The sequence below is a fragment of the Serratia quinivorans genome, assembly GCF_946227985.1.
Classification (GTDB): domain Bacteria; phylum Pseudomonadota; class Gammaproteobacteria; order Enterobacterales; family Enterobacteriaceae; genus Serratia; species Serratia quinivorans_A.
In genome coordinates, this window is the sequence record NZ_CAMKGL010000005.1 from 1 (window position 1) to 18999 (window position 18999).

General features: G+C 54.2%; 24 protein-coding genes. 12 read left to right on the forward strand and 12 right to left on the reverse strand.

From position 1 onward, the window contains the following. Window positions 1–261: 261 nt before the first annotated feature. The 3 genes from purC to dapA all read right to left on the reverse strand — a co-directional run bounded on the left by purC (window position 262) and on the right by dapA (window position 3184). A complete protein-coding gene (gene purC / locus OCH02_RS14570; protein WP_261431845.1) occupies window positions 262–975 on the reverse strand; it encodes a phosphoribosylaminoimidazolesuccinocarboxamide synthase in 714 nt (237 codons plus the stop codon). Window positions 976–1233: 258 nt separating this feature from the next. Beyond that, on the reverse strand, window positions 1234–2286 hold the full coding sequence (gene bamC / locus OCH02_RS14575; RefSeq protein ID WP_261431846.1) for an outer membrane protein assembly factor BamC: 1053 nt from the start codon (window positions 2284–2286) through the stop codon (window positions 1234–1236). 16 nt (window positions 2287–2302) lie between these two features. Further along, window positions 2303–3184, reverse strand: coding sequence for a 4-hydroxy-tetrahydrodipicolinate synthase (dapA, locus tag OCH02_RS14580; protein WP_135317522.1), 882 nt, complete (start codon window positions 3182–3184; stop codon window positions 2303–2305). Window positions 3185–3294: 110 nt separating this feature from the next. Here dapA and OCH02_RS14585 point away from each other — a divergent pair, with 110 nt between their 5' ends. Together OCH02_RS14585 and bcp are read left to right on the forward strand one after the other, a co-directional pair. Then, window positions 3295–3900: a glycine cleavage system transcriptional repressor gene (locus OCH02_RS14585; RefSeq protein WP_206194290.1), complete on the forward strand. Its 606-nt coding sequence runs from the start codon at window positions 3295–3297 to the stop codon at window positions 3898–3900. Window positions 3901–3902: 2 nt separating this feature from the next. Continuing rightward, entirely contained in the window at window positions 3903–4367 is a 465-nt protein-coding gene (bcp, locus tag OCH02_RS14590; RefSeq protein ID WP_261431847.1) for a thioredoxin-dependent thiol peroxidase, read from the forward strand. Between the two features lie 43 nt (window positions 4368–4410). Here the strand turns inward: bcp and OCH02_RS14595 are convergent, their stop codons facing one another. Beyond that, window positions 4411–5481, reverse strand: coding sequence for an AI-2E family transporter (locus OCH02_RS14595; RefSeq protein WP_261431848.1), 1071 nt, complete (start codon window positions 5479–5481; stop codon window positions 4411–4413). A 167-nt stretch (window positions 5482–5648) separates the two neighbouring features. Further along, on the reverse strand, window positions 5649–6266 hold the full coding sequence (locus OCH02_RS14600) for a LysE family translocator (RefSeq protein ID WP_261431849.1): 618 nt from the start codon (window positions 6264–6266) through the stop codon (window positions 5649–5651). Window positions 6267–6459: 193 nt separating this feature from the next. Between OCH02_RS14600 and OCH02_RS14605 the strand changes: the two genes are divergently transcribed. Next, window positions 6460–6921 carry an Lrp/AsnC family transcriptional regulator gene (locus OCH02_RS14605; protein WP_174355002.1) on the forward strand — a complete coding sequence of 154 codons (462 nt, stop codon included), beginning with the start codon at window positions 6460–6462 and terminating at the stop codon, window positions 6919–6921. A 38-nt stretch (window positions 6922–6959) separates the two neighbouring features. On the opposite strand, the gene OCH02_RS14610 is transcribed toward OCH02_RS14605, so the two are convergent. Both OCH02_RS14610 and OCH02_RS14615 read right to left on the reverse strand, forming a co-directional pair. After that, a complete protein-coding gene (locus tag OCH02_RS14610) occupies window positions 6960–8168 on the reverse strand; it encodes an NAD(P)/FAD-dependent oxidoreductase (protein ID WP_261431850.1) in 1209 nt (402 codons plus the stop codon). 149 nt (window positions 8169–8317) lie between these two features. Further along, window positions 8318–8860, reverse strand: a complete 543-nt coding sequence (locus tag OCH02_RS14615; RefSeq protein ID WP_261153126.1) for an RrF2 family transcriptional regulator — start codon at window positions 8858–8860, stop codon at window positions 8318–8320. Window positions 8861–9209: 349 nt separating this feature from the next. Between OCH02_RS14615 and OCH02_RS14620 the strand changes: the two genes are divergently transcribed. From OCH02_RS14620 to OCH02_RS14635, 4 genes are all read left to right on the forward strand, one after another. Further along, window positions 9210–10673, forward strand: coding sequence for a tetratricopeptide repeat protein (locus OCH02_RS14620; RefSeq protein WP_261431852.1), 1464 nt, complete (start codon window positions 9210–9212; stop codon window positions 10671–10673). Window positions 10674–10693: 20 nt separating this feature from the next. Next, window positions 10694–11047: an arsenate reductase (glutaredoxin) gene (gene arsC / locus OCH02_RS14625; RefSeq protein WP_261431853.1), complete on the forward strand. Its 354-nt coding sequence runs from the start codon at window positions 10694–10696 to the stop codon at window positions 11045–11047. A gap of 191 nt (window positions 11048–11238) precedes the next feature. Further along, on the forward strand, window positions 11239–11484 hold the full coding sequence (locus OCH02_RS14630; RefSeq protein WP_261153128.1) for a hypothetical protein: 246 nt from the start codon (window positions 11239–11241) through the stop codon (window positions 11482–11484). Then, complete coding sequence (locus tag OCH02_RS14635; protein WP_261431854.1) at window positions 11481–12020, forward strand: helix-turn-helix transcriptional regulator; 540 nt, start codon at window positions 11481–11483, stop codon at window positions 12018–12020. Before OCH02_RS14630 ends, OCH02_RS14635 begins: the two co-directional genes overlap by 4 nt. A gap of 6 nt (window positions 12021–12026) precedes the next feature. Here OCH02_RS14635 and hda read toward each other — a convergent pair whose 3' ends face one another. After that, complete coding sequence (gene hda, locus OCH02_RS14640) at window positions 12027–12728, reverse strand: DnaA inactivator Hda (RefSeq protein ID WP_026142482.1); 702 nt, start codon at window positions 12726–12728, stop codon at window positions 12027–12029. Between the two features lie 229 nt (window positions 12729–12957). On the opposite strand from hda, the gene OCH02_RS14645 reads away from it, so the two are divergent. Beyond that, window positions 12958–13473, forward strand: coding sequence for an E3 ubiquitin--protein ligase (locus tag OCH02_RS14645; RefSeq protein ID WP_261431855.1), 516 nt, complete (start codon window positions 12958–12960; stop codon window positions 13471–13473). A 29-nt stretch (window positions 13474–13502) separates the two neighbouring features. Next, window positions 13503–13751: a GlsB/YeaQ/YmgE family stress response membrane protein gene (locus tag OCH02_RS14650; protein ID WP_002487967.1), complete on the forward strand. Its 249-nt coding sequence runs from the start codon at window positions 13503–13505 to the stop codon at window positions 13749–13751. 50 nt (window positions 13752–13801) lie between these two features. Here OCH02_RS14650 and uraA read toward each other — a convergent pair whose 3' ends face one another. Together uraA and upp are read right to left on the reverse strand one after the other, a co-directional pair. Continuing rightward, window positions 13802–15094, reverse strand: a complete 1293-nt coding sequence (gene uraA / locus OCH02_RS14655) for a uracil permease (RefSeq protein ID WP_261431856.1) — start codon at window positions 15092–15094, stop codon at window positions 13802–13804. A 121-nt stretch (window positions 15095–15215) separates the two neighbouring features. Beyond that, window positions 15216–15842 (reverse strand): uracil phosphoribosyltransferase, encoded by a 627-nt coding sequence (gene upp, locus OCH02_RS14660; RefSeq protein WP_017893631.1) that lies wholly within the window; start codon window positions 15840–15842, stop codon window positions 15216–15218. Window positions 15843–16097: 255 nt separating this feature from the next. Here upp and purM point away from each other — a divergent pair, with 255 nt between their 5' ends. Beyond that, window positions 16098–17135 (forward strand): phosphoribosylformylglycinamidine cyclo-ligase, encoded by a 1038-nt coding sequence (gene purM / locus OCH02_RS14665; protein ID WP_115184932.1) that lies wholly within the window; start codon window positions 16098–16100, stop codon window positions 17133–17135. Beyond that, window positions 17135–17773 (forward strand): phosphoribosylglycinamide formyltransferase, encoded by a 639-nt coding sequence (purN, locus tag OCH02_RS14670; RefSeq protein WP_261131476.1) that lies wholly within the window; start codon window positions 17135–17137, stop codon window positions 17771–17773. Before purM ends, purN begins: the two co-directional genes overlap by 1 nt. A gap of 50 nt (window positions 17774–17823) precedes the next feature. Here purN and OCH02_RS14675 read toward each other — a convergent pair whose 3' ends face one another. Together OCH02_RS14675 and OCH02_RS14680 are read right to left on the reverse strand one after the other, a co-directional pair. Further along, window positions 17824–18093, reverse strand: a complete 270-nt coding sequence (locus tag OCH02_RS14675) for a type II toxin-antitoxin system RelE/ParE family toxin (protein ID WP_112362990.1) — start codon at window positions 18091–18093, stop codon at window positions 17824–17826. A gap of 3 nt (window positions 18094–18096) precedes the next feature. Beyond that, complete coding sequence (locus OCH02_RS14680; RefSeq protein WP_012146238.1) at window positions 18097–18291, reverse strand: hypothetical protein; 195 nt, start codon at window positions 18289–18291, stop codon at window positions 18097–18099. Between the two features lie 144 nt (window positions 18292–18435). Between OCH02_RS14680 and speG the strand changes: the two genes are divergently transcribed. Beyond that, on the forward strand, window positions 18436–18990 hold the full coding sequence (gene speG, locus OCH02_RS14685; RefSeq protein ID WP_012146239.1) for a spermidine N1-acetyltransferase: 555 nt from the start codon (window positions 18436–18438) through the stop codon (window positions 18988–18990). Window positions 18991–18999 lie beyond the last annotated feature (9 nt).

Consider the following 18999-nt stretch of genomic DNA (forward strand, 5'->3'; position numbering starts at 1 on the left):
CTGTTGGTCGGAAAAACGCTTCTTCATGGGGATGTCCTCATGTGGCTTATGAAGACATTACTAACATCGGGGTGTACTAATCAACTGGGAGCAGGTCATAAACTCCAGATTAGGTTTTTGTCATGTTACGTTGATCATTATAAATGCTCAGCGGCAAAGGAAATGTAGAATTTTTCTGGAAATGCAGGCAAACGGGAATAGAAGGCGGGGAAAGCAAGGATAATGACGGGGCCGGTGAGACCCCGTATAGCGAGAAAACGCTTAGTCGAGTTTGACGCCGATGCGGCGAGCCACTTCTTCGTAGGCTTCAATCAGGCCACCCAGGCTCTGGCGGAAGCGGTCTTTGTCCATCTTGTCCAGGGTGTTTTTGTCCCACAGGCGGCTACCATCCGGCGAGAACTCATCGCCCAGCACCACTTCGCCGTTGAACAAGCCAAACTCCAGCTTGAAGTCGACCAGGATCAGGCCTGCGTCGTCAAACAGCTTGCTCAACACGTCGTTGGCCTGGTAGCTCAGCTCACGCATGCGTGCCAGATGCTCTTTGCTCACCCAACCAAAGGTTTCGCAGTAGGATTCGTTGACCATGGGATCGTGCATTTCATCGTTTTTCAGGAACAGGTCAAACAGCGGTGGGTTCAGTACCAAGCCTTCTTCAATGCCCAAACGTTTCACCAGTGAACCGGCGGCGCGGTTGCGGATCACACACTCTACCGGCACCATGTCCAACTTCTTCACCAGCACTTCGTTGTCGGACAGCAGGCGTTCCATTTGCGTCGGGATGCCGGCTTCTTCGAGTTTACTCATGATGAAATGGTTGAACTTGTTGTTTACCATGCCTTTGCGATCAAACTGCTCAATGCGCTGACCATCCAGTGCTGACGTATCATTGCGGAATTCCAACACCAGCAGATCAGGATTTTCAGTGGTGTAGACGGTTTTTGCCTTTCCGCGATACAGCTCAGCTATTTTTTGCATCTGACTTACTCCAATAAAAGAATACCCTTCATCTTTCAAACGACAGCGTTGTTGGCTGCGTGCCCTCACTCCAGTCACTTACTAAAGTAAGCTCCTGAAGATTCACGCACTTGCCGCCTAGCTGTCGCTTGAAATCTATTGGGTATGAAATTTATACGATTAATTCTTTAACAACACACATGAGTGTATTGTGCCAAATCCGCGACGCAAACGATACCGTATTGAACAAAGAAAAAAGGGGCCGTAGCCCCTTTTCGATTATTTAACGCTGGTTTTACTGAATGCTGACTGGAATGCCGCAACCAAGCCGTCGTTTTGCGACTGGGTCAATGGCTTCCCTTTAGGATCGATAAATTGCAGGCTGGTACGGTTGTTCAAGTCACCCACCTGCAGTTTGTAATCGCCTTCTTTCAGTTCAGGATCCTTGACGCCCAACGCATCCCAGTCACTGCTGCTCGGGGCTTTGTAGGTCACGGCAACGGTACCCTGCGGACGGCTGCGGTCACCCACTTTCATCCCCAGTTTTTCCAATGCCGGCGGCAGGCGATCCCACACCACGGTGTACGGGCCACGCACGACCAACATTGGCAGACCGGTATCATCCGCGCTGCTCTGCACGTCCAGCGCACCGAAACGGTTGGCCGACTGGTTGCTCGCCAGGTTGTCCTGCTTGTCCAGGCCTTCGACGATGGTGTTCATCATCATGCCGTTGTAGCGCTGCACTTCGGACGGGTCGGTCACCTGCTCGGTTTTGCCCTGCTGCTGCAGGCCGACGGTTTTCACGACCAGCGCCTGCTGGTAACCCTGCTGCTGTACGCTGATCTGGTAGCGGCCTTCGTACTGGTTGTCTTCATCCAGACGGTTCCACTTCACCCAGTCGGTGGTCAGGGTCTGAGTAGCGTCCTGACGTGAGGCGATCGCAATGTTTTTCGCTTGCAGCATACCGGTAACGCGTGACCACAGGTTCTGGTTCTGCGGGCTGTTTTCAAGCAGCAACGTACCGCTGTCGCCGGCATATTGCGCGCGTGAGCCGCTCAGCAATGCCAGTGGCTGTACCGGCGGACGAATATCCAGTTGCTTGCCGACGCCGCCTTTCAGCGTGGTAGCCGGAACATCATAATTACCGCTCTGCACCGGCAGGATCATACCTGCAGGTGCGTTCAGTGGCTTGAGCACCGACGCGTCGAGGTAAGACTCATCGCCGCTAACCTGGCGTTTGTAGCGTTGGTCGGTGGTACAACCGACCAGCATCATAACCAGCGAAATACCCACGACTTTTGCTACCGTCGACTTTTGCAATGAATAAACCATCAAATTTCCCTTAGAGTTACAGCAAACCGGCGCTTTTCAACGCGCGTTCAACGATCGGACGGGCAGCGTCGGTCAACGGCGTCATAGGCAGACGCATCGTATCGGTTGCCATCAATCCCAATGCCTTACAGGCCCATTTCACCGGGATTGGGTTTGCTTCTACAAACAAATCCTGATGCAACGGCATCAAGCGTTGATTTAAGCGGCGTGCCTCAGCAAAGTTGCCCTGTGCTGCCAGCGCGCAAAGTTGCGCCATTTCACGTGCTGCCACGTTGGCCGTCACGGAAATCACGCCCTTGCCACCCAGTTGCATGAAATCCAGTCCGCTGGCGTCATCGCCGCTCAGCAAAATGAAATCTTCATCATCAACCAGCACTTGGATCTGACTTACACGACTTAAGTTCCCTGTTGCCTCTTTAACAGCAACAATATTCTTGATTTTTGCCAAGCGCGCAATCGTCGGCGGCAGCATGTCACACCCGGTGCGAGAAGGCACGTTATAGAGGATTTGTGGCAGTGCGGTGCTTTCGGCGATGGCCTTGAAGTGCTGATACAGCCCTTCCTGAGTCGGTTTATTGTAGTAAGGCGTGACCGTCAGGCAACCCACTACGCCGCTATTTTCGAAGCGCTGGGTCAGCGAAATGGCTTCGGCGGTGGCGTTGGCACCGGTACCGGCAATCACCGGAATACGGCCTGCAGCCAGTTCCAGCGTCTGCAATACCACGTCAACGTGCTCGTCATGGGCAAGCGTTGCAGACTCGCCGGTAGTCCCTACGGAAACGATGGCCGCAGTTCCACTGGCTACATGATAATCAATCAATTTTTTTAGGCTCGCGCGATCGACAGCACCTGTGTCGTCCATCGGCGTAACCAGTGCAACTATACTTCCCGTAAACATTGGCCGTCCCCTCCACAAACAAGTCACTCATGGTACTTTTGCTGCCTATCCAAAAGCAAGCAAACAACGGTGTTGTAAGCGCTTGGCAGGCGGTTTTTTTTATGTTTACCATGGTAACCCCATTGTGCACGACAGGAAGCTCCATTTTGCCTAAGCCAGATGAACACTATCTCGTGATTACCGCGCTCGGTACCGACCGCCCCGGGATCGTCAATGCCATCACCCGCCACGTCAGCAGTTGCGGATGCAATATCGAAGATAGCCGTCTGGCCATGCTGGGTGAGGAGTTCACGTTCATCATGCTGCTTTCCGGCAGTTGGAACGCCATTACCCTGATTGAATCTACCCTGCCGCAAAAAGGGGCGGAGCTGGAACTGCTGATTGTGATGAAGCGCACCAACTCGCACGAAAGGCCGCCGATGCCGGCCACGGTGTGGGTGCAGGTTGAGGTGAAAGACTCGCCACATATCATTGAGCGTTTTACCGATCTGTTCCACTCCAGCCAGATGAACATTGCCGAACTGGTGTCGCGCACCCAACCGGCAGAAAGCGACCTGCCGCCCCAGCTTCATATCCAGATTACTGCACACAGCCCTGGCAACGCCGATGCATCAAATATTGAGCAAGCCTTTCATCGCCTATGTACAGAACTGAAAGCACAAGGCAGTATTAGCGTTGTGAACTATCCACAGCATGATGAGAAAGATGGAGAGTAGTGATGACCCCATTGAAAGCCGGTGACACAGCGCCAAACTTTAGTTTGCCTGACCAGGACGGTGAGGAAATTAATCTGGCCGACTTCCAGGGACAACGAGTACTGGTTTATTTTTATCCCAAGGCGATGACGCCGGGCTGTACCGTACAGGCCTGCGGTTTGCGGGATAACATGGATGAACTGAAAAAAGCAGGTGTCGAAGTTCTGGGCATCAGCTCGGATAAACCAGAGAAGCTGTCGCGTTTTGCCGAGAAAGAGTTGTTAAACTTCACCTTGTTATCTGATGAGGATCACCAGGTAGCACAGCAGTTCGGCGTTTGGGGTGAGAAAACCTTTATGGGCAAAACCTATGATGGTATTCACCGCATCAGCTTCCTGCTCGACGGCAAAGGCAAGGTTGAAAAAGTGTTTGATGATTTCAAGACCACCAATCATCACGACATCGTTCTGAGCTATCTGCAGCAATAATTGAACCGAAGCGCAGCGGCCTGCTGCGCTTCGGTTTTCCCGCTTATTCCGCTTCCGTTTCCACTCGCAGTTCGTCCGGCCAGGCGTGGATCACCGCCTTTACCAAGGTCGCCAGCGGGATAGCGAAGAACACGCCCCAGAAACCCCACAATCCGCCGAAAATGATCACCGACAGAATAATCACCAGCGGATGCAGGTTAACCGCCTCAGAGAACAGAATCGGCACCAGCAGATTCCCATCCAGCCCCTGCACCACCAGATAGGCGACGATCAGCGTCCAGAAATCGGCACCGACACCCCATTGGAACATCGCCACTACCACCACCGGAATGGTCACCAGCACCGCACCGATATAGGGGATCAGCACCGAGACACCGACCAGCACCGCCAGCAGCAGCGAATAACGCATATCCAGCACAACGAACACCAGATAGGTCGCTACGCCGACGATCACCATCTCCAGCACCTTGCCGCGAATATAGTTGGTGATTTGCTGATTCATCTCGATCCACACCTGCCCGGCCAGCCCGCGATTACGCGGCAACACCCGGCGCACCGCGTTGAGCATCTGCTCTTTGTCCTTCAGCAGGAAGAACATCATCATCGGCACCAGGATCAGGTAAATCGCCAGGGTCAGCAGCCCGACCAGGGAGGCCAGTGAGAATTTCACTACCGACTCGCCCATGCCCGACAGGCGTCCACGCAGGTTTTCCGCCATCATATCGATGATGCCGGCATCCACCAGCGCCGGATAACGCTTCGGCAGCGTTGCGGCAAAGTTATAGAACTGATTGAGCATACCCGGCAGATCGGTCATCAGGTTGATGCCCTGCTGCCAGGCGGTTGGCGCCACCACAAACACCAGCAGCATCGCGATGCCGGCAAACATGATCATCACCATGCTCGCCGCCCAGTTACGCGAGCAACCGATACGCTGCAGGCGCGCGGTCGGCCACTCCAGCAGGTACGCCAGCACTATCGCCACCAGCAGCGGGGTCAGAATGCCATGCAGAAAATAGAGGATGAGGAAGCCGGCAACCAGGATCACCAACAGCGCGATGGCCTGCGGATCGGTAAAACGACGACGGTACCACTGTAATAACATCTCCAGCATCAGAGAGTGCTCCTAGAGGTTTGACTGGCAGGCATTGCGGTTCCTGTGGTGGGATATTTTTTAACTTATTGCTCCCCCGGTACGAACCGGGGTTCAAGCGTATCGTTGTACCATGCCGGCCATTTGCCATCCAGCTATCACTGTCGAATCGTTCTAAATATTCGCCCTCATTTAAGCGCCTGCTCAGCTAACAGGACAACGGCGATGAGGGTCATCGCGATACCGGAGATGCGGCTGACCACCCGCGCCGCCTGCGGGCGCGTCTGCAATACTGACTGCGAGCCATAACCCACCAGCAGATAAACCAGCCCACAACTGACCAGATGCAGCAGGCCGAGTGCCAGGATCTGCGTCGGAATCGACCAAACGGCATGTGGATCGGTGAATTGCGGCAACAGGGCCAGAAATAACAGAAAGACCTTTGGATTCATGCCACTGATGCAAACTCCTTTACCCGCCCAGCGCATCCATGAATCTGAACTCTGTTTTTCAGCGGAATTGGGGACCGGTGGATTCAACAGCAAATTGATACCTATCCACAGCAGGTAGGCTGCCCCCACGACGGTGAGCACCGTCAGGATCAGCGGGTTACCGGCAACCAATACGCCGACACCGGCCGCCACAATCACAATGGCCAGCAGATGCCCCAACAATAATCCGGTGACTGCCGGTACTACCACCCTGCCGCGTATGCCTGCCGATATCACGTATGCCCAATCCATACCCGGCGTGATGACAAACAGAATCGAGACGGCCCAGAAGGCCGCAAAAATGGCCGGCGTCATGGCAGATTGCTCCACTGCCGAGGTTGCTCTGTTATACGTATTTTCACCTGACTTTCCTCATCACAGGGCCTGCAAACCGCGTTAATTGCGATCGGCCACGGCCACTTAATTATTGGAAAGAATATCTTTAGGCCGTTAAAATGTGCTGCCAATTACTTGCCTGAAAACTACAAATTCGGGGAAATTATTCCAAATGGATAAGATAGACCGCAAAATTCTTGCTGAACTACAAACGGATGGGCGACTTTCTGTCACCGAACTGGCCGAACGTGTCGGGCTTAGCGTTTCGCCCTGCCACCGCCGGGTGAAGGCTCTGGAAGAATCAGGGGTGATCAGGGGCTATCGCGCCCAGCTCGAACCCACCAGCCTGGGGTTTAACTTTTCCGCATTGGTTTTCGTCACCATGAGAGAAGGCGATCGCCACGCCGTCGCCGCCTTTGAGGATGCGATGATCGATATTCCTCAGGTGGTGCAGGCGCAAAGGCTGTTCGGTGATCCCGATTACCTGCTGCATGTGATCTCCCGCGATCTGCCCGCTTTCCAGCAGCTGTATGACGAGAAGCTCTCCGCCCTGCCCGGCGTTCAGCGCCTCAGTTCCACACTGGTAATGAAAACCGTGGTGCCTGAGCGCTCTTTTTTACCCTTGGGAAAATAACAACGGGAGCGTTTCCGCTCCCGTTGGACACTTAAGCCTTAAGGCACAATCACAAAGTCTGGATTGGCGACGGCAAACAACGCATCGCGATCTGCTGCCGGTGGGTAGATCCACTGGGTGTTGATTTCCTGTTTGATCTTTTTGCCCTCTGCGCGTGTAAAGCGCACCTGGCGATCCCAACCTTCAGTGTAGAGCGCACCCCAGGCACCGAGATCGAGGCAGGTCACGTATTTGGGTTGACTGTAAGGGTGCAGCGGCAACCCCACCAGTTCCGCTGCGGCATTGTGCCCGGCGACGCGCCCCAGGCTCATCGCATGCTGGCAGGTCATCAGATTATGGTTGCCCAATGCGTCGCTCGCCGCCTTGACCGTATCTCCGGTAACGAAAACGCCAGCCGCCGCCGGCGCATGCAGGAAGGCGTCGCCGACAATGCGTCCGGAGCCGTCACGCTCGCCCGGAATGTGCTCGACCAACGGATTTGCCCGTACACCGGCAGCCAATATCACCGTGTTGGCTGCAATACGCTCACCGCTCGACAAAGTAACGCTGTCGGCATCGATCGCCGTAACGCGCATCCCGGCCCGTGATTCCACACCGCATTCTTCCAACGCTTGGCGGATCACAATGCCAGGTTCAGCCCCCATACCCGCCCCCACTTCTGCCGCAGTATCGACAATCACCACGCGGATATCAGCTTCACTGCCCAAAATTGTACGCAGGCGCATTGGCATTTCGGATGCGCTTTCCAGCCCGGTGAGTCCACCGCCAACCACCACCACGGTGTTACGCGCCGGCGTTTCCGGTTGTGCCGCCAAGGCCTTCAAATGAGCATCCAGTCTTTGCGCGCTTTGCAGCGTATCCACATTGAACCCGTGCTCGGCGAAACCGGCAACCGGTGGAACAGCAAGCTGGCTACCGGTCGCCAGCACCAGGCGGTCATAATCCAACCGGATCTTTTGCCCCTCGGCACGGGTTACCCCCAGCGTCTGGTTTTCGCTGTCTATCTGCTCAACCAAACCGGCCAAATGGCGAACGCCAATAGCGGCAAGCTGTGCCGAGATATCCGGGCTCATGTTCTCCAGCACGGCTTCATACAACCTTGGGCGAATGGTGACATTCGGTGTCGGCGAAACCATCGTGACGTCGATCTCCCCTTCCTTACCAGCCAGCGCTATCGCTCGCATGGCAGAAACTGCAGCCCAAAAACCCGCAAAACCAGAACCGGCGATCACTATTTTTTGCGTCATGGAATAACTCCTTCCTACAGGTTTAATCAGATGCCCGTACTATTTTCCAGGCGAGTGGCGCCGTCCCGCCACCTGTCAAAAGGGTGCAGAAGGGCTACCGCCTGTGGCACACAGGCGGGAAAAAAAGAATAAGAGAAATTGCTGAGACGTTATTTAGGCTTGGTGCGGGCCGGTTTGCCGCTGCGGGTGGTACGCTCGCTCATCCGTTCATCCATCCACAGGTTGACCTCACCAAAGAATCCCTCTGGCGCCTTGCGCCCGAAACGCGTGGCGACTGCCCCCAGAGTTTGTACCGCCAGTGCATCACGCATGGCCTTTTCGGCCTGCAACATCACCGCATGGATCGCACACTTGCCGGACACCGCCCAGTCGGGTGGGCTGTCGTCAAACACCGCGCAACGGCCACGCACCTCCTGGCAATCGAACAACGGCTTGTGCCCTTCAATGGCATCAATGACCTCCAGGAAAGTGATCTCATCAGCCGGGCGGGCCAGCCGATAGCCACCGCGCACGCCTTCGCTCGCAGCGACGATCCCCGCTTTCTCCAGCTTGGGGAAAATTTTGGCCAGGAAACTCGGTGAGATCCCCTGCAGTTCGGCAAGTTCACGACTGCTGAGAGCACGCTGATTATCGCCGACTAACCAAAGCAGGCAGTGGATGCCGTATTCAACGCTGGTAGTGATGTAAGCCATATTGGGTTTGAGGTGCACCTATGAATTCAATAACACAGACTATATTAGTCCACGTTTATCCTGTCAATAAAAACACAGACAAACATTGTCTGTGTTTTTATCTGGCGACCCGAATGGCAATATTGAGAAATGAAAAATAAAGCATTTCTGGCCGAATATTGCCGAACAGAAGTTTCATTGTCGCATCCGGCTGACTATGATGTTAACTGCCAACAGGCCGCCGCAACGCGTGCATTTTTGTGAGCTAACACGCTTTCGCACTGATTGTTTTGGCGAGTCCGGCAGGGAACAAGAACTCTTAGGTGATGCTGACGTCTTAGAAATGACTATTTAAGGGAAAAGCCAGACTATGACCACCCGGTTGACCAAAACAGCGATTGCAGTACTGTTGCTTGGCACGCTCAACGCCACGGCGCCGGTGCTGGCGGAAACCCAGGATCAACTGCCGGATATGGGCACCTCTGCGGGCGGTACCCTAAGCATTGGCCAGGAAATGGCGATGGGCGATTTCTACGTGCGTCAGCTTCGCGCCAGCGCACCGCTGATCAATGACCCGTTGCTGACTCAATATATTAACCAGTTGGGCAACCGGCTGGTAGCAAGCGCCTATTCGGTGCGTACGCCATTCCATTTCTATCTGGTGCGTAACGACGAAATCAACGCCTTCGCCTTTTTCGGTGGCAACGTAGTGTTGCACTCTGCCCTGTTCCGCGAAACCGACAACGAAAGCCAACTGGCTTCGGTGCTGGCGCATGAAATCTCGCACGTGACCCAACGGCACCTGGCACGAGCGATGGAAGACCAGCAACGCAATGCCCCGCTGACCTGGGTCGGCGCCCTCGGTTCAATCCTGCTGGCGATGGCTAACCCTACAATGGGCATGGCGGCGCTCAGCGGTACCCTGGCCGGTACCCAGCAGGGCATGATCAGCTTTACCCAGTCAAACGAACAGGAAGCCGACCGCATCGGCATTCAGGTATTGCAACGTGCCGGATTTGATCCGGAAGCCATGCCTGACTTCTTGCAGAAACTGTCTGACCAGTCGCGCTACGCGTCAAAACCACCGGAAATGCTGTTGACCCACCCATTGCCTGACAGCCGCCTGTCTGACGCACGCAACCGCGCCAACCAGATGCCCAAGCATCTGGTGCAGTCCACCCAGGATTACCTGATGGCCAAAGTGCGTTCTTTGGGGATGTACAGTTCCGAAGGTTACGGGCTGCGCGAAGAACTGCTTGATACCTACAGCAAAGGCAATATCCGTGAACAGACCGCTGCCAAGTATGGCCGCGCCATTTTGTTCTATGAGGCGAAGAAATATGACGACGCCCGTAACATCATTCAGCCACTGCTGACGCAAGATCCAAAAAACGTCTGGCTGCTCGACCTGATGACCGACATCGACCTCGGCCAAAAACGTGCGCCGCAGGCCATCGCCCGCCTGCAGGCCGCCAATGCGGCCCAAAGCAACAATCCGGTGCTGCAGCTCAACCTGGCTAACGCCTATGTTGAAGGCAACCAGCCGGCTCAGGCATCCAAAATTCTTAACCGTTATACCTTCGCCCACCCTGACGATCCCAATGCCTGGGATCTGCTGGCCCAGGCCAGCGCCGCGCAGGGGTTGCGCGATGAAGAACTTTCCGCCCGCGCTGAAAGCCTGGCGTTAACCGGCCGTCTCGATCAGGCCATCGGCCTGCTCAGCAATGCCAGCTCATTGCAAAAACTCGGCAGTCTGAAACAGGCGCGCTATGATGCGCGCATCGACCAATTGCGCCAGTTGCAGGAGCGTTTCCGCCAGTACCAGCGCAGCTGATTTTGAAAAGGATGAGTTAATTGAAAAACGTCACTATTTACCACAACCCGCGCTGCTCCAAGAGCCGCGAAACCCTGGCGCTGCTGGAACAGCATGGCGTAACCCCTGAAGTGGTGCTGTACCTGGAGACGCCACCGTCGGTGGAGCAGTTGAAAAAACTGTTGAAGGAACTGGGTTTTAGCTCGGCACGCGAACTGATGCGCAAGAAAGAAGATCTGTACAAGGAATTGAAACTGGCGGATGAAAGCCTGAGCGAAGCCCAGTTGTTAGCGGCGATGGTGGCGAATCCGAAGCTGATCGAACGCCCTATTGTGGTTAACGGCAACAAGGCGCGTATCGGCCGACCGCCTGAGCAGGTGCTGGAGATTCTGTAAACTGGTATCCGCCCCTATTGACCTCGATTATGAAAATAGCCCTTATCAGGGCTATTTTTAATTGATTGTTATATAAATACTTTTCATTATCCCGTCTCACTCTGGCTGATATCATCACTCTGGTGTGTTGTTTTAATGCACAACCACCGTTGACATACGTCAACACCCTCAATAACATCTATCGGTGGGTGATGAAAAACCATCCTAACAAACATATTCAGGCAGCATTAGCCTATGCAATTTCACGAGGTTGGTTATTTCACGCCAGCAATGGACACGCGTTTGGTCGCCTCCATTGCGCTCTTCCCAACCATAGAGAACATATGATGAGTATCTGGTCTACTCCAAAAAATCCGGAGCAACATGCCAAACAGATACGCCGTAAAGTCGATCAATGCCTGGCTCTGTCCAATAAGGATAAAAGAGGTTCACGATGACACTTTTTAATTTCTCATTGACGCTCGCCGGTGTCACCTCAGAAACCTCTGGTTTAGAAGATGCTCTATATGCCAGTGGTTGTGACGACGGGTTGATTTGTTTTTATGGTAAATCGGTCTACATAGAGTTCGATCGGGAAAGCGACAGCTTCACCCACGCCATTCTCAGTGCCATTAAGGATATCGAATCCGCCGGCATCGGTGCCCAGGCAATGTCGGTCGATTCATATCTGGTAGGACTAAGCGACATTGCGCAGCTCACCGGCATGTCCCGGCAGGCTATCGCTATGCTGAAAGACGGCACTCGCGGTTCTGGCGATTTTCCCTCTCCTATCCAAAGACTCAAAGGGGCCTCCCCATTATGGAACTGGCGCAGTGTTGCTGCCTGGCTGGCAAACAAGGGTAAATTGGGGCAAGAACTGGCGGATAACGCGCAATGTCTGGAGAATATCAATCTGGCGTTGCAGCTCCGAGCCAGCAAACAACGCAGCCAGATCGAAAGCTACGTCAGCTTACTGGAACACGGCAAAAATTAAGCCTGGTTACAGCCCCAGGATCTCTTTCACAAACGGGATGGTCAGCTTGCGCTGGGCAGTGATGGAGGCATGATCGAGTTGATCCAACGTCATAAACAGCGTGCGCATTTCACGATCCAGGCGTTTGAGCAGGAAACGCCCCACGTCTTCCGGCAATTCAAAACCGCGCAGCTTGCCGCGTAGTTGCAACGCCAGCAATTTCTCTTCATCCGACAGCGGCTGTAACTTATAAATTTGCCCCCAGTCCAGGCGTGAAGCCAGATCGGGCAAATGGAGATTCAATTGGCGTGGCGGGCGATCGCCGGTAATAAACAGGCGCGTACGGCCGGTTTCCAGAATGCGGTTGTAGAGATTGAAGATGGCCATTTCCCATTCTTCGTCACCGGCAATGCATTCGATATTATCGATACACACCAGCGCCAATTGCTCCATGCCATCCAATACTTCAGGCACGAAATAGGCTCGCTTATCCAGCGGCACATAGCCTACGGCCTCGCCGCGCAGCGAGAGCTCCGCGCAGGACGCATGCAACAGGTGGCTGCGCCCACCGCCCTCGCGTGACCAGAAATAAATATAGCTGCCATGTTCCTGACGAACGGCAGACTGGATCGCGCTCAATAGGGATGGGTTCTCCCCCGGATAAAAACTGGCAAAAGTTTCATCATCGGGAAGATAAAGTGGCAGTGAAAGCTGTGCCGGCGTATTCAGAAAAGCACCTCAACCAAAACTGGCAGGAAAACGCGCTCAGTCTACCACAGAACATGGGCGCTGTTGAACCGGCAGGATTTTATGCCGCAATAGTGAACAAAGGTGCCTGGGAAAGCCAAATGCCGCCCGGACAGAGTGGGTGAAATTTGTATTTTATCCAAGACTTATCCTAGTATAGAAAGGCGGAAACGCAGTTACCATCAACAAGGTTTCTACAAGGATATAGACGATGAAAGTATGGAATAAAGTGCTTTTGGCCTCACTCATTGGGCTAGTGCTTGCCGGCTGTGATGACTCATCCAAGGTCGACGCCAATCTTGAAAAAGCCAAAGACAGCGCAGAGCAAATGAAAGACGCCGCCCAGAAAAAAGCGGACGATCTGACCGATAAAGCCGCAGCCGTAGCCAAGGACATCAAGAAAGAGGCCACCACTCAGGCTGACCAGCTTAAAGACAAGGCCTCGGCGATTAAAGACGATGCCAGCAAGCAGGCGGATGCCATCACCAATGATGCCAAAGCCAAGGCCGATGCCATCAAGGACGACGCCAGCAAACAAAGCCAGCAGTTGGTCGATCAGGCCAAAGCCATTAAGAACGACGCCATTAATGGTGCCAACGATCTGAGTGAACAAGCCAAAGCGAAAACCGAAGCGATTAAAAACAGCGCCGAAAATAAAGCGGAAGAATTAAAAAACGATGCCGATGCTGCAGGGACCAACAATACCCAGCCGGCAAAGCAACAGTAATCAGTAAATAGCCAACAAAGGAGCAGCCAATGGGAATTATTTCCTGGATTATCTTCGGCCTGATCGCCGGTATTTTAGCCAAGTGGATCATGCCAGGAAAAGACGGGGGCGGTTTTATCCTGACCGTCGTGTTGGGTATTGTCGGTGCTGTGGTAGGGGGTTATATCAGCACCTTCTTTGGCTACGGCAGAGTGGACGGTTTCAACTTCGGCAGTTTCGTGGTGGCCGTTATCGGGGCCATCGTGGTGCTGTTTGTTTACCGTAAAATCCGCAGCTAATTCCTGGCACATGACTAAAACGGGCAGCTCATGGGCTGCCCGTTTTTTATTCATTTTTTCTGTTCGGCGGGTTCATCCGGCTCTTCGATCACAACCTCTTCCTTGCGGTACAGGCTGATTACCTTAAACAGCAGGCTGAGACCGATGCCAACAATGGTCGCCAACGCCATGCCTTTCAGCTCGGCGGCACCGATATGCACCTTGGCACCGCTGACGCCGATAATCAGGATCACCGACGTCAGGATCAGGTTCTGTGCCTTGTTGTAATCCACCTTGGATTCAATCAACACGCGAATACCGGACGCGCCGATTACCCCGTACAACAGCAGGGATACGCCGCCCATTACCGGCACCGGCACCGCCTGAATGGCCGCCGCCAACTTACCAACGCAAGAAAGCAGGATCGCCAGAACCGCCGCACCGCCGATCACCCAGGTGCTGTAAACCTTGGTGATGGCCATCACGCCGATATTCTCACCGTAAGTGGTGTTGGGCGTTGATCCGAAGAAGCCGGAGATCACCGTCGAGATGCCGTTGGCAAACATGGAACGGTGCAAACCAGGGTCACGCAGCAGGTCTTTTTTCACGATATTGGCCGTCACCACCAGATGACCGACGTGCTCGGCGATCACCACCAGCGCCGCGGGCAGGATGGTAAAGATGGCAAACCATTCAAAACGTGGCGTGTAGAAAGTCGGCAGTGCAAACCAATGTGCTTCACGGATCGGGGTTAAATCCACCACGCCCATAAAGAACGACAGCGCATAGCCGACCAGCACGCCAATCAGGATCGGGATAATCGCCAGAAAACCACGGAACAGCACCGAGCCGAGGATCGTCACGCCCAGCGTCACCAGCGAAATGGTTACGGTCGTGGTATCCGCACTGACGCCATCGGCTGGCAACAGGCCGGCCATATTGGCCGCTACACCCGCCAGTTCCAGACCTATAACCGCAACAATAGCCCCCATCGCCGCCGGTGGGAATATCACGTCCAGCCAGCCGGTACCGGCCTTTTTGACCAGCAGCCCCACCAGGCAGAACAGCACCCCACACATGATGAAACCACCCAACGCCACTTCATAACCCAAAGGCAGCAGCAACAATACCGGGGAAATAAAGGCAAAGCTGGAACCGAGATAGGCGGGGATCTTGCCCTTGCAGATAAACAGGTACAGCAGCGTGCCGATGCCGTTAAACAGCAACACCGTCGCCGGGTTGATCTTGAACAGGATAGGCACCAGCACGGTAGCGCCAAACATGGCGAACAGATGCTGGAAGCTGAGCGGAATGGTCTGCAGTAGCGGCGGGCGTTCACTGACGCCGATGACGCGACGTGTCATGGGGTTATCCTCTAATAATTTTTACCCGATGGATTTCAAATTGCTGCCAGGCGGCAAACTAACAACGCCGTGGCTTGAAAGACGAAGAGCATAAAAAAGCCGACTCATCGTCGGCTCACTTTTATTTGGTACCAAATATCTTATCGCCTGCATCACCCAGGCCCGGCACGATGTAACCCTTGTCATTCAGGCATTGATCGATAGAAGCGGTGTAGAGTTCGACGTCCGGGTGCGCTTTCTCCAGCGCAGCAATACCTTCCGGTGCTGCGACCAGTACCAGCACCTTGATGCTGTTGCAGCCGGCTTTCTTCAGCAGATCGATAGTGGCGATCATCGAGCCACCGGTCGCCAGCATCGGGTCAACCACCAGCGCCAGACGCTCTTCGATGTTGGAAACCAGCTTTTGGAAATAAGGTACCGGCTCCAGGGTTTCTTCGTCACGGTAAACGCCAACCACGCTGATGCGCGCGCTAGGGACGTTTTCCAATACCCCTTCCATCATGCCCAGACCGGCACGCAGGATGGGTACGACGGTAATTTTTTTCCCTTTAATCTGGTCAATTTCAACCGGACCACACCAGCCATCGATGGTCACTTTCTCTGTTTCCAGATCGGCGGTCGCTTCATAGGTCAGCAAACTACCCACTTCCGAAGCCAGCTCACGGAAGCGTTTGGTGCTGATGTCATTTTCACGCATCAGACCAAGCTTGTGTTTCACCAGCGGGTGTTTCACCTCAACGATCTTCATCATTTTTCTCCTATTAAGGTGGTTGACGGCCAAAAAAATCGCCGGATTATACCTCCTTTTGCCGACTGCGCCACCCACAATAGCCCGATCGGGATCAACAAAAGATTGAATAACAGTATAGATGACGAAAAAGCGGAGCTGGTTCACAAGCCACTCGCAAACGTTTGCCTGCGCTGTTAGAATTGCCGCGCCTTAGTCCGGAAACAATGCCGGATGCACAGTTTTCAAACCGCAAACCGTCGTGGGGATCGCGCAGTGACCGACAAAACCTCTCTCAGCTATAAAGACGCAGGTGTCGATATCGATGCTGGCAATGCATTGGTAGACCGCATCAAAGGTGTAGTTAAACAGACCCGCCGCCCTGAAGTGATGGGTGGTCTGGGCGGTTTTGGCGCCCTGTGTGCGTTGCCGCAGAAATACCGCGAGCCGATACTGGTTTCCGGTACCGACGGCGTAGGCACCAAGCTGCGTCTGGCGATGGACCTGAAACGACACGACACCATCGGCATCGATCTGGTTGCAATGTGTGTGAACGACTTGGTGGTACAGGGCGCTGAGCCGCTGTTCTTCCTGGATTACTTCGCGACCGGTAAACTGGACGTGGACACCGCGGCCAGCGTGATCACCGGTATCGCCGAGGGCTGCAAGCAGTCCGGTTGTGCGCTGGTCGGCGGTGAAACCGCCGAAATGCCGGGCATGTATCATGGCGAAGATTACGATGTGGCCGGCTTTTGCGTCGGCGTGGTCGAGAAATCCGAAATCATCGACGGCAGCAAGGTTCAGTCCGGCGATGCCCTGATCGCCCTCGGCGCTTCCGGCCCGCATTCCAACGGCTACTCGCTGGTGCGCAAAATCCTGGAAGTCAGCAACACCGATCCAACCACTACCGTTCTGGAAGGCCAACCACTGGCTGATCATCTGCTGGCACCGACCAAAATTTATGTGAAATCCGTCCTGGAGCTGATCGAGAAGATCGACGTGCACGCTATCGCTCACCTGACCGGCGGCGGCTTCTGGGAAAACATCCCACGCGTACTGCCGGAAGGCATGCAGGCGGTGATCGACGAATCCAGCTGGCAGTGGCCAGCCGTCTTCAACTGGCTGCAGCAAACCGGTAACGTCAGCCGTCACGAAATGTACCGCACCTTTAACTGTGGCGTGGGCATGGTGATCGCACTGCCGGAAGAATCGGTTGAATCCGCCATCGCATTGTTGACCGCAGCCGGTGAAAAAGCGTGGAAGATCGGTAAACTGACCGCCTCTTCTGACGAACAACAAGTGGTCATCAACTGATGAAAAAGATCGTGGTGTTGGTCTCCGGCCAGGGGAGTAATCTCCAGGCGCTGATTGATGCCTGCCAGCAGGGCCGGATTGCCGCCGAAATTGTGGCGGTATTCAGCAACCGGGCGCAGGCTTATGGCCTGCAACGTGCGCAAGCGGCAGACATTGCCGCCCATGCGCTGGATGCCAAGGCCTATGCCGACCGTGCGGCGTTTGACGTCGCACTGGCAGAGGCCATTGACCAGTATCAACCGGACTTGGTGGTGCTGGCGGGTTATATGCGCATTCTCAGCCCGCAGTTCGTGCAGCACTTTGCCGGACGCATGCTGAACATTCACCCTTCCCTGCTACCAAAATACCCTGGGTTGCACACCCACCGGCAAGCCATCGACAACGGTGACAGCGAACACGGCACCTCGGTGCACTTCGTGACCGAACAGCTCGACGGCGGCCCGGTCATTTTGCAAGCCAAGGTGCCGATCTTCCCCGGTGACGAGGAGGATGAGGTAGTCGAACGAGTGCAAACACAGGAACACCTGATTTACCCGCTGGTGGTGAACTGGTTTGTCGAAGGTCGGTTGGCGATGCGTGATGACGCGGCCTGGCTCGATGACAAGCGCCTGCCCGAACAAGGGCATGCGGCGGACTAAAATGCATCTTGAGTTTCTTCAAACCCTGGCTTTCAGCCGGGGTTTTTTATTCACGGATATTCCCGCTTGGCGTGAATAACACTAAGAACTTCTATATGCCCGATGATTCTATATACAATCAGGTAGTTGGGATGGACGACAATTTCACGCGTATTATCTACCCTACCCAAACGATGCATTAAGGGGTTTAACGGCAGAGAAAGTACCACCGCTTCGATTTCGTGCTGCAATTTTCGCGCAGCCCGCGGATTTCTGTCATCAATATAATCAATAATGCTCCATAGCTCTTCCTGAGCTTCACTGCTCCATTCTATCCGCATTGATCATCCCATTTTGCGCAATTTTTTCTTTGCTGCTAAACGAGCTTGCAGTTCAGTCATCACCTGTTCGTGCGGAATTCTTGGCTGCTCACTGTTAATGGCTGATTCAACCTTGGCCCGATACCACCGATCGTAGCTCTCTGTTTGTTCGGCCGAACCCAGCACCGGCAAGGTAGAAAGTGGAGGTTTTATCGCCATGGAATACGTCCTCTCTGAGTTGTCTATATTTCAGGCAGTATAACGGCTTTGTTTACGAAAAAATACGCGACTCAGGCCTTCATCCTGACCATAATGTATTGTGCAGTATTATCATTGGTACCCTCCACGACATAAGGAACCCCCATGTCCAGCCCTACCAACGTCAAGCTACGCCCACTGGAACGGGATGATTTGACGTTCGTCCACCAGATGGACAACAACGCCAGCGTGATGCGCTATTGGTTCGAAGAACCTTACGAAGCCTTTGTTGAGCTTTCCGACCTGTACGACAAGCACATCCACGACCAGAGCGAACGCCGCTTTATTATCGAACACCAGGGCGCCAAAGTCGGGCTGGTGGAACTGGTGGAGATCGACCACATCCACCGCCGCGCAGAATTCCAGATCATTATTGATCCGACTCATCAGGGTAAAGGTTACGCCACTATCGCCGCCAAGCTGGCGATGGATTACGGTTTCTCGGTGCTGAACCTGTACAAGCTGTACCTGATCGTCGACAAAGAAAATCCGAAGGCGATCCACATTTATAGCAAGCTGGGCTTCGAGGTAGAAGGTGAGCTGATTGACGAATTTTTCGTTAATGGCGAATACCGCACCGTACTGCGCATGTGTATTTTCCAGCCACAGTACATGGCCAAGTTCAAAACCGCTGCCAGCGATAAGCCGCTGGTGAAGTAAGCAAAAAAC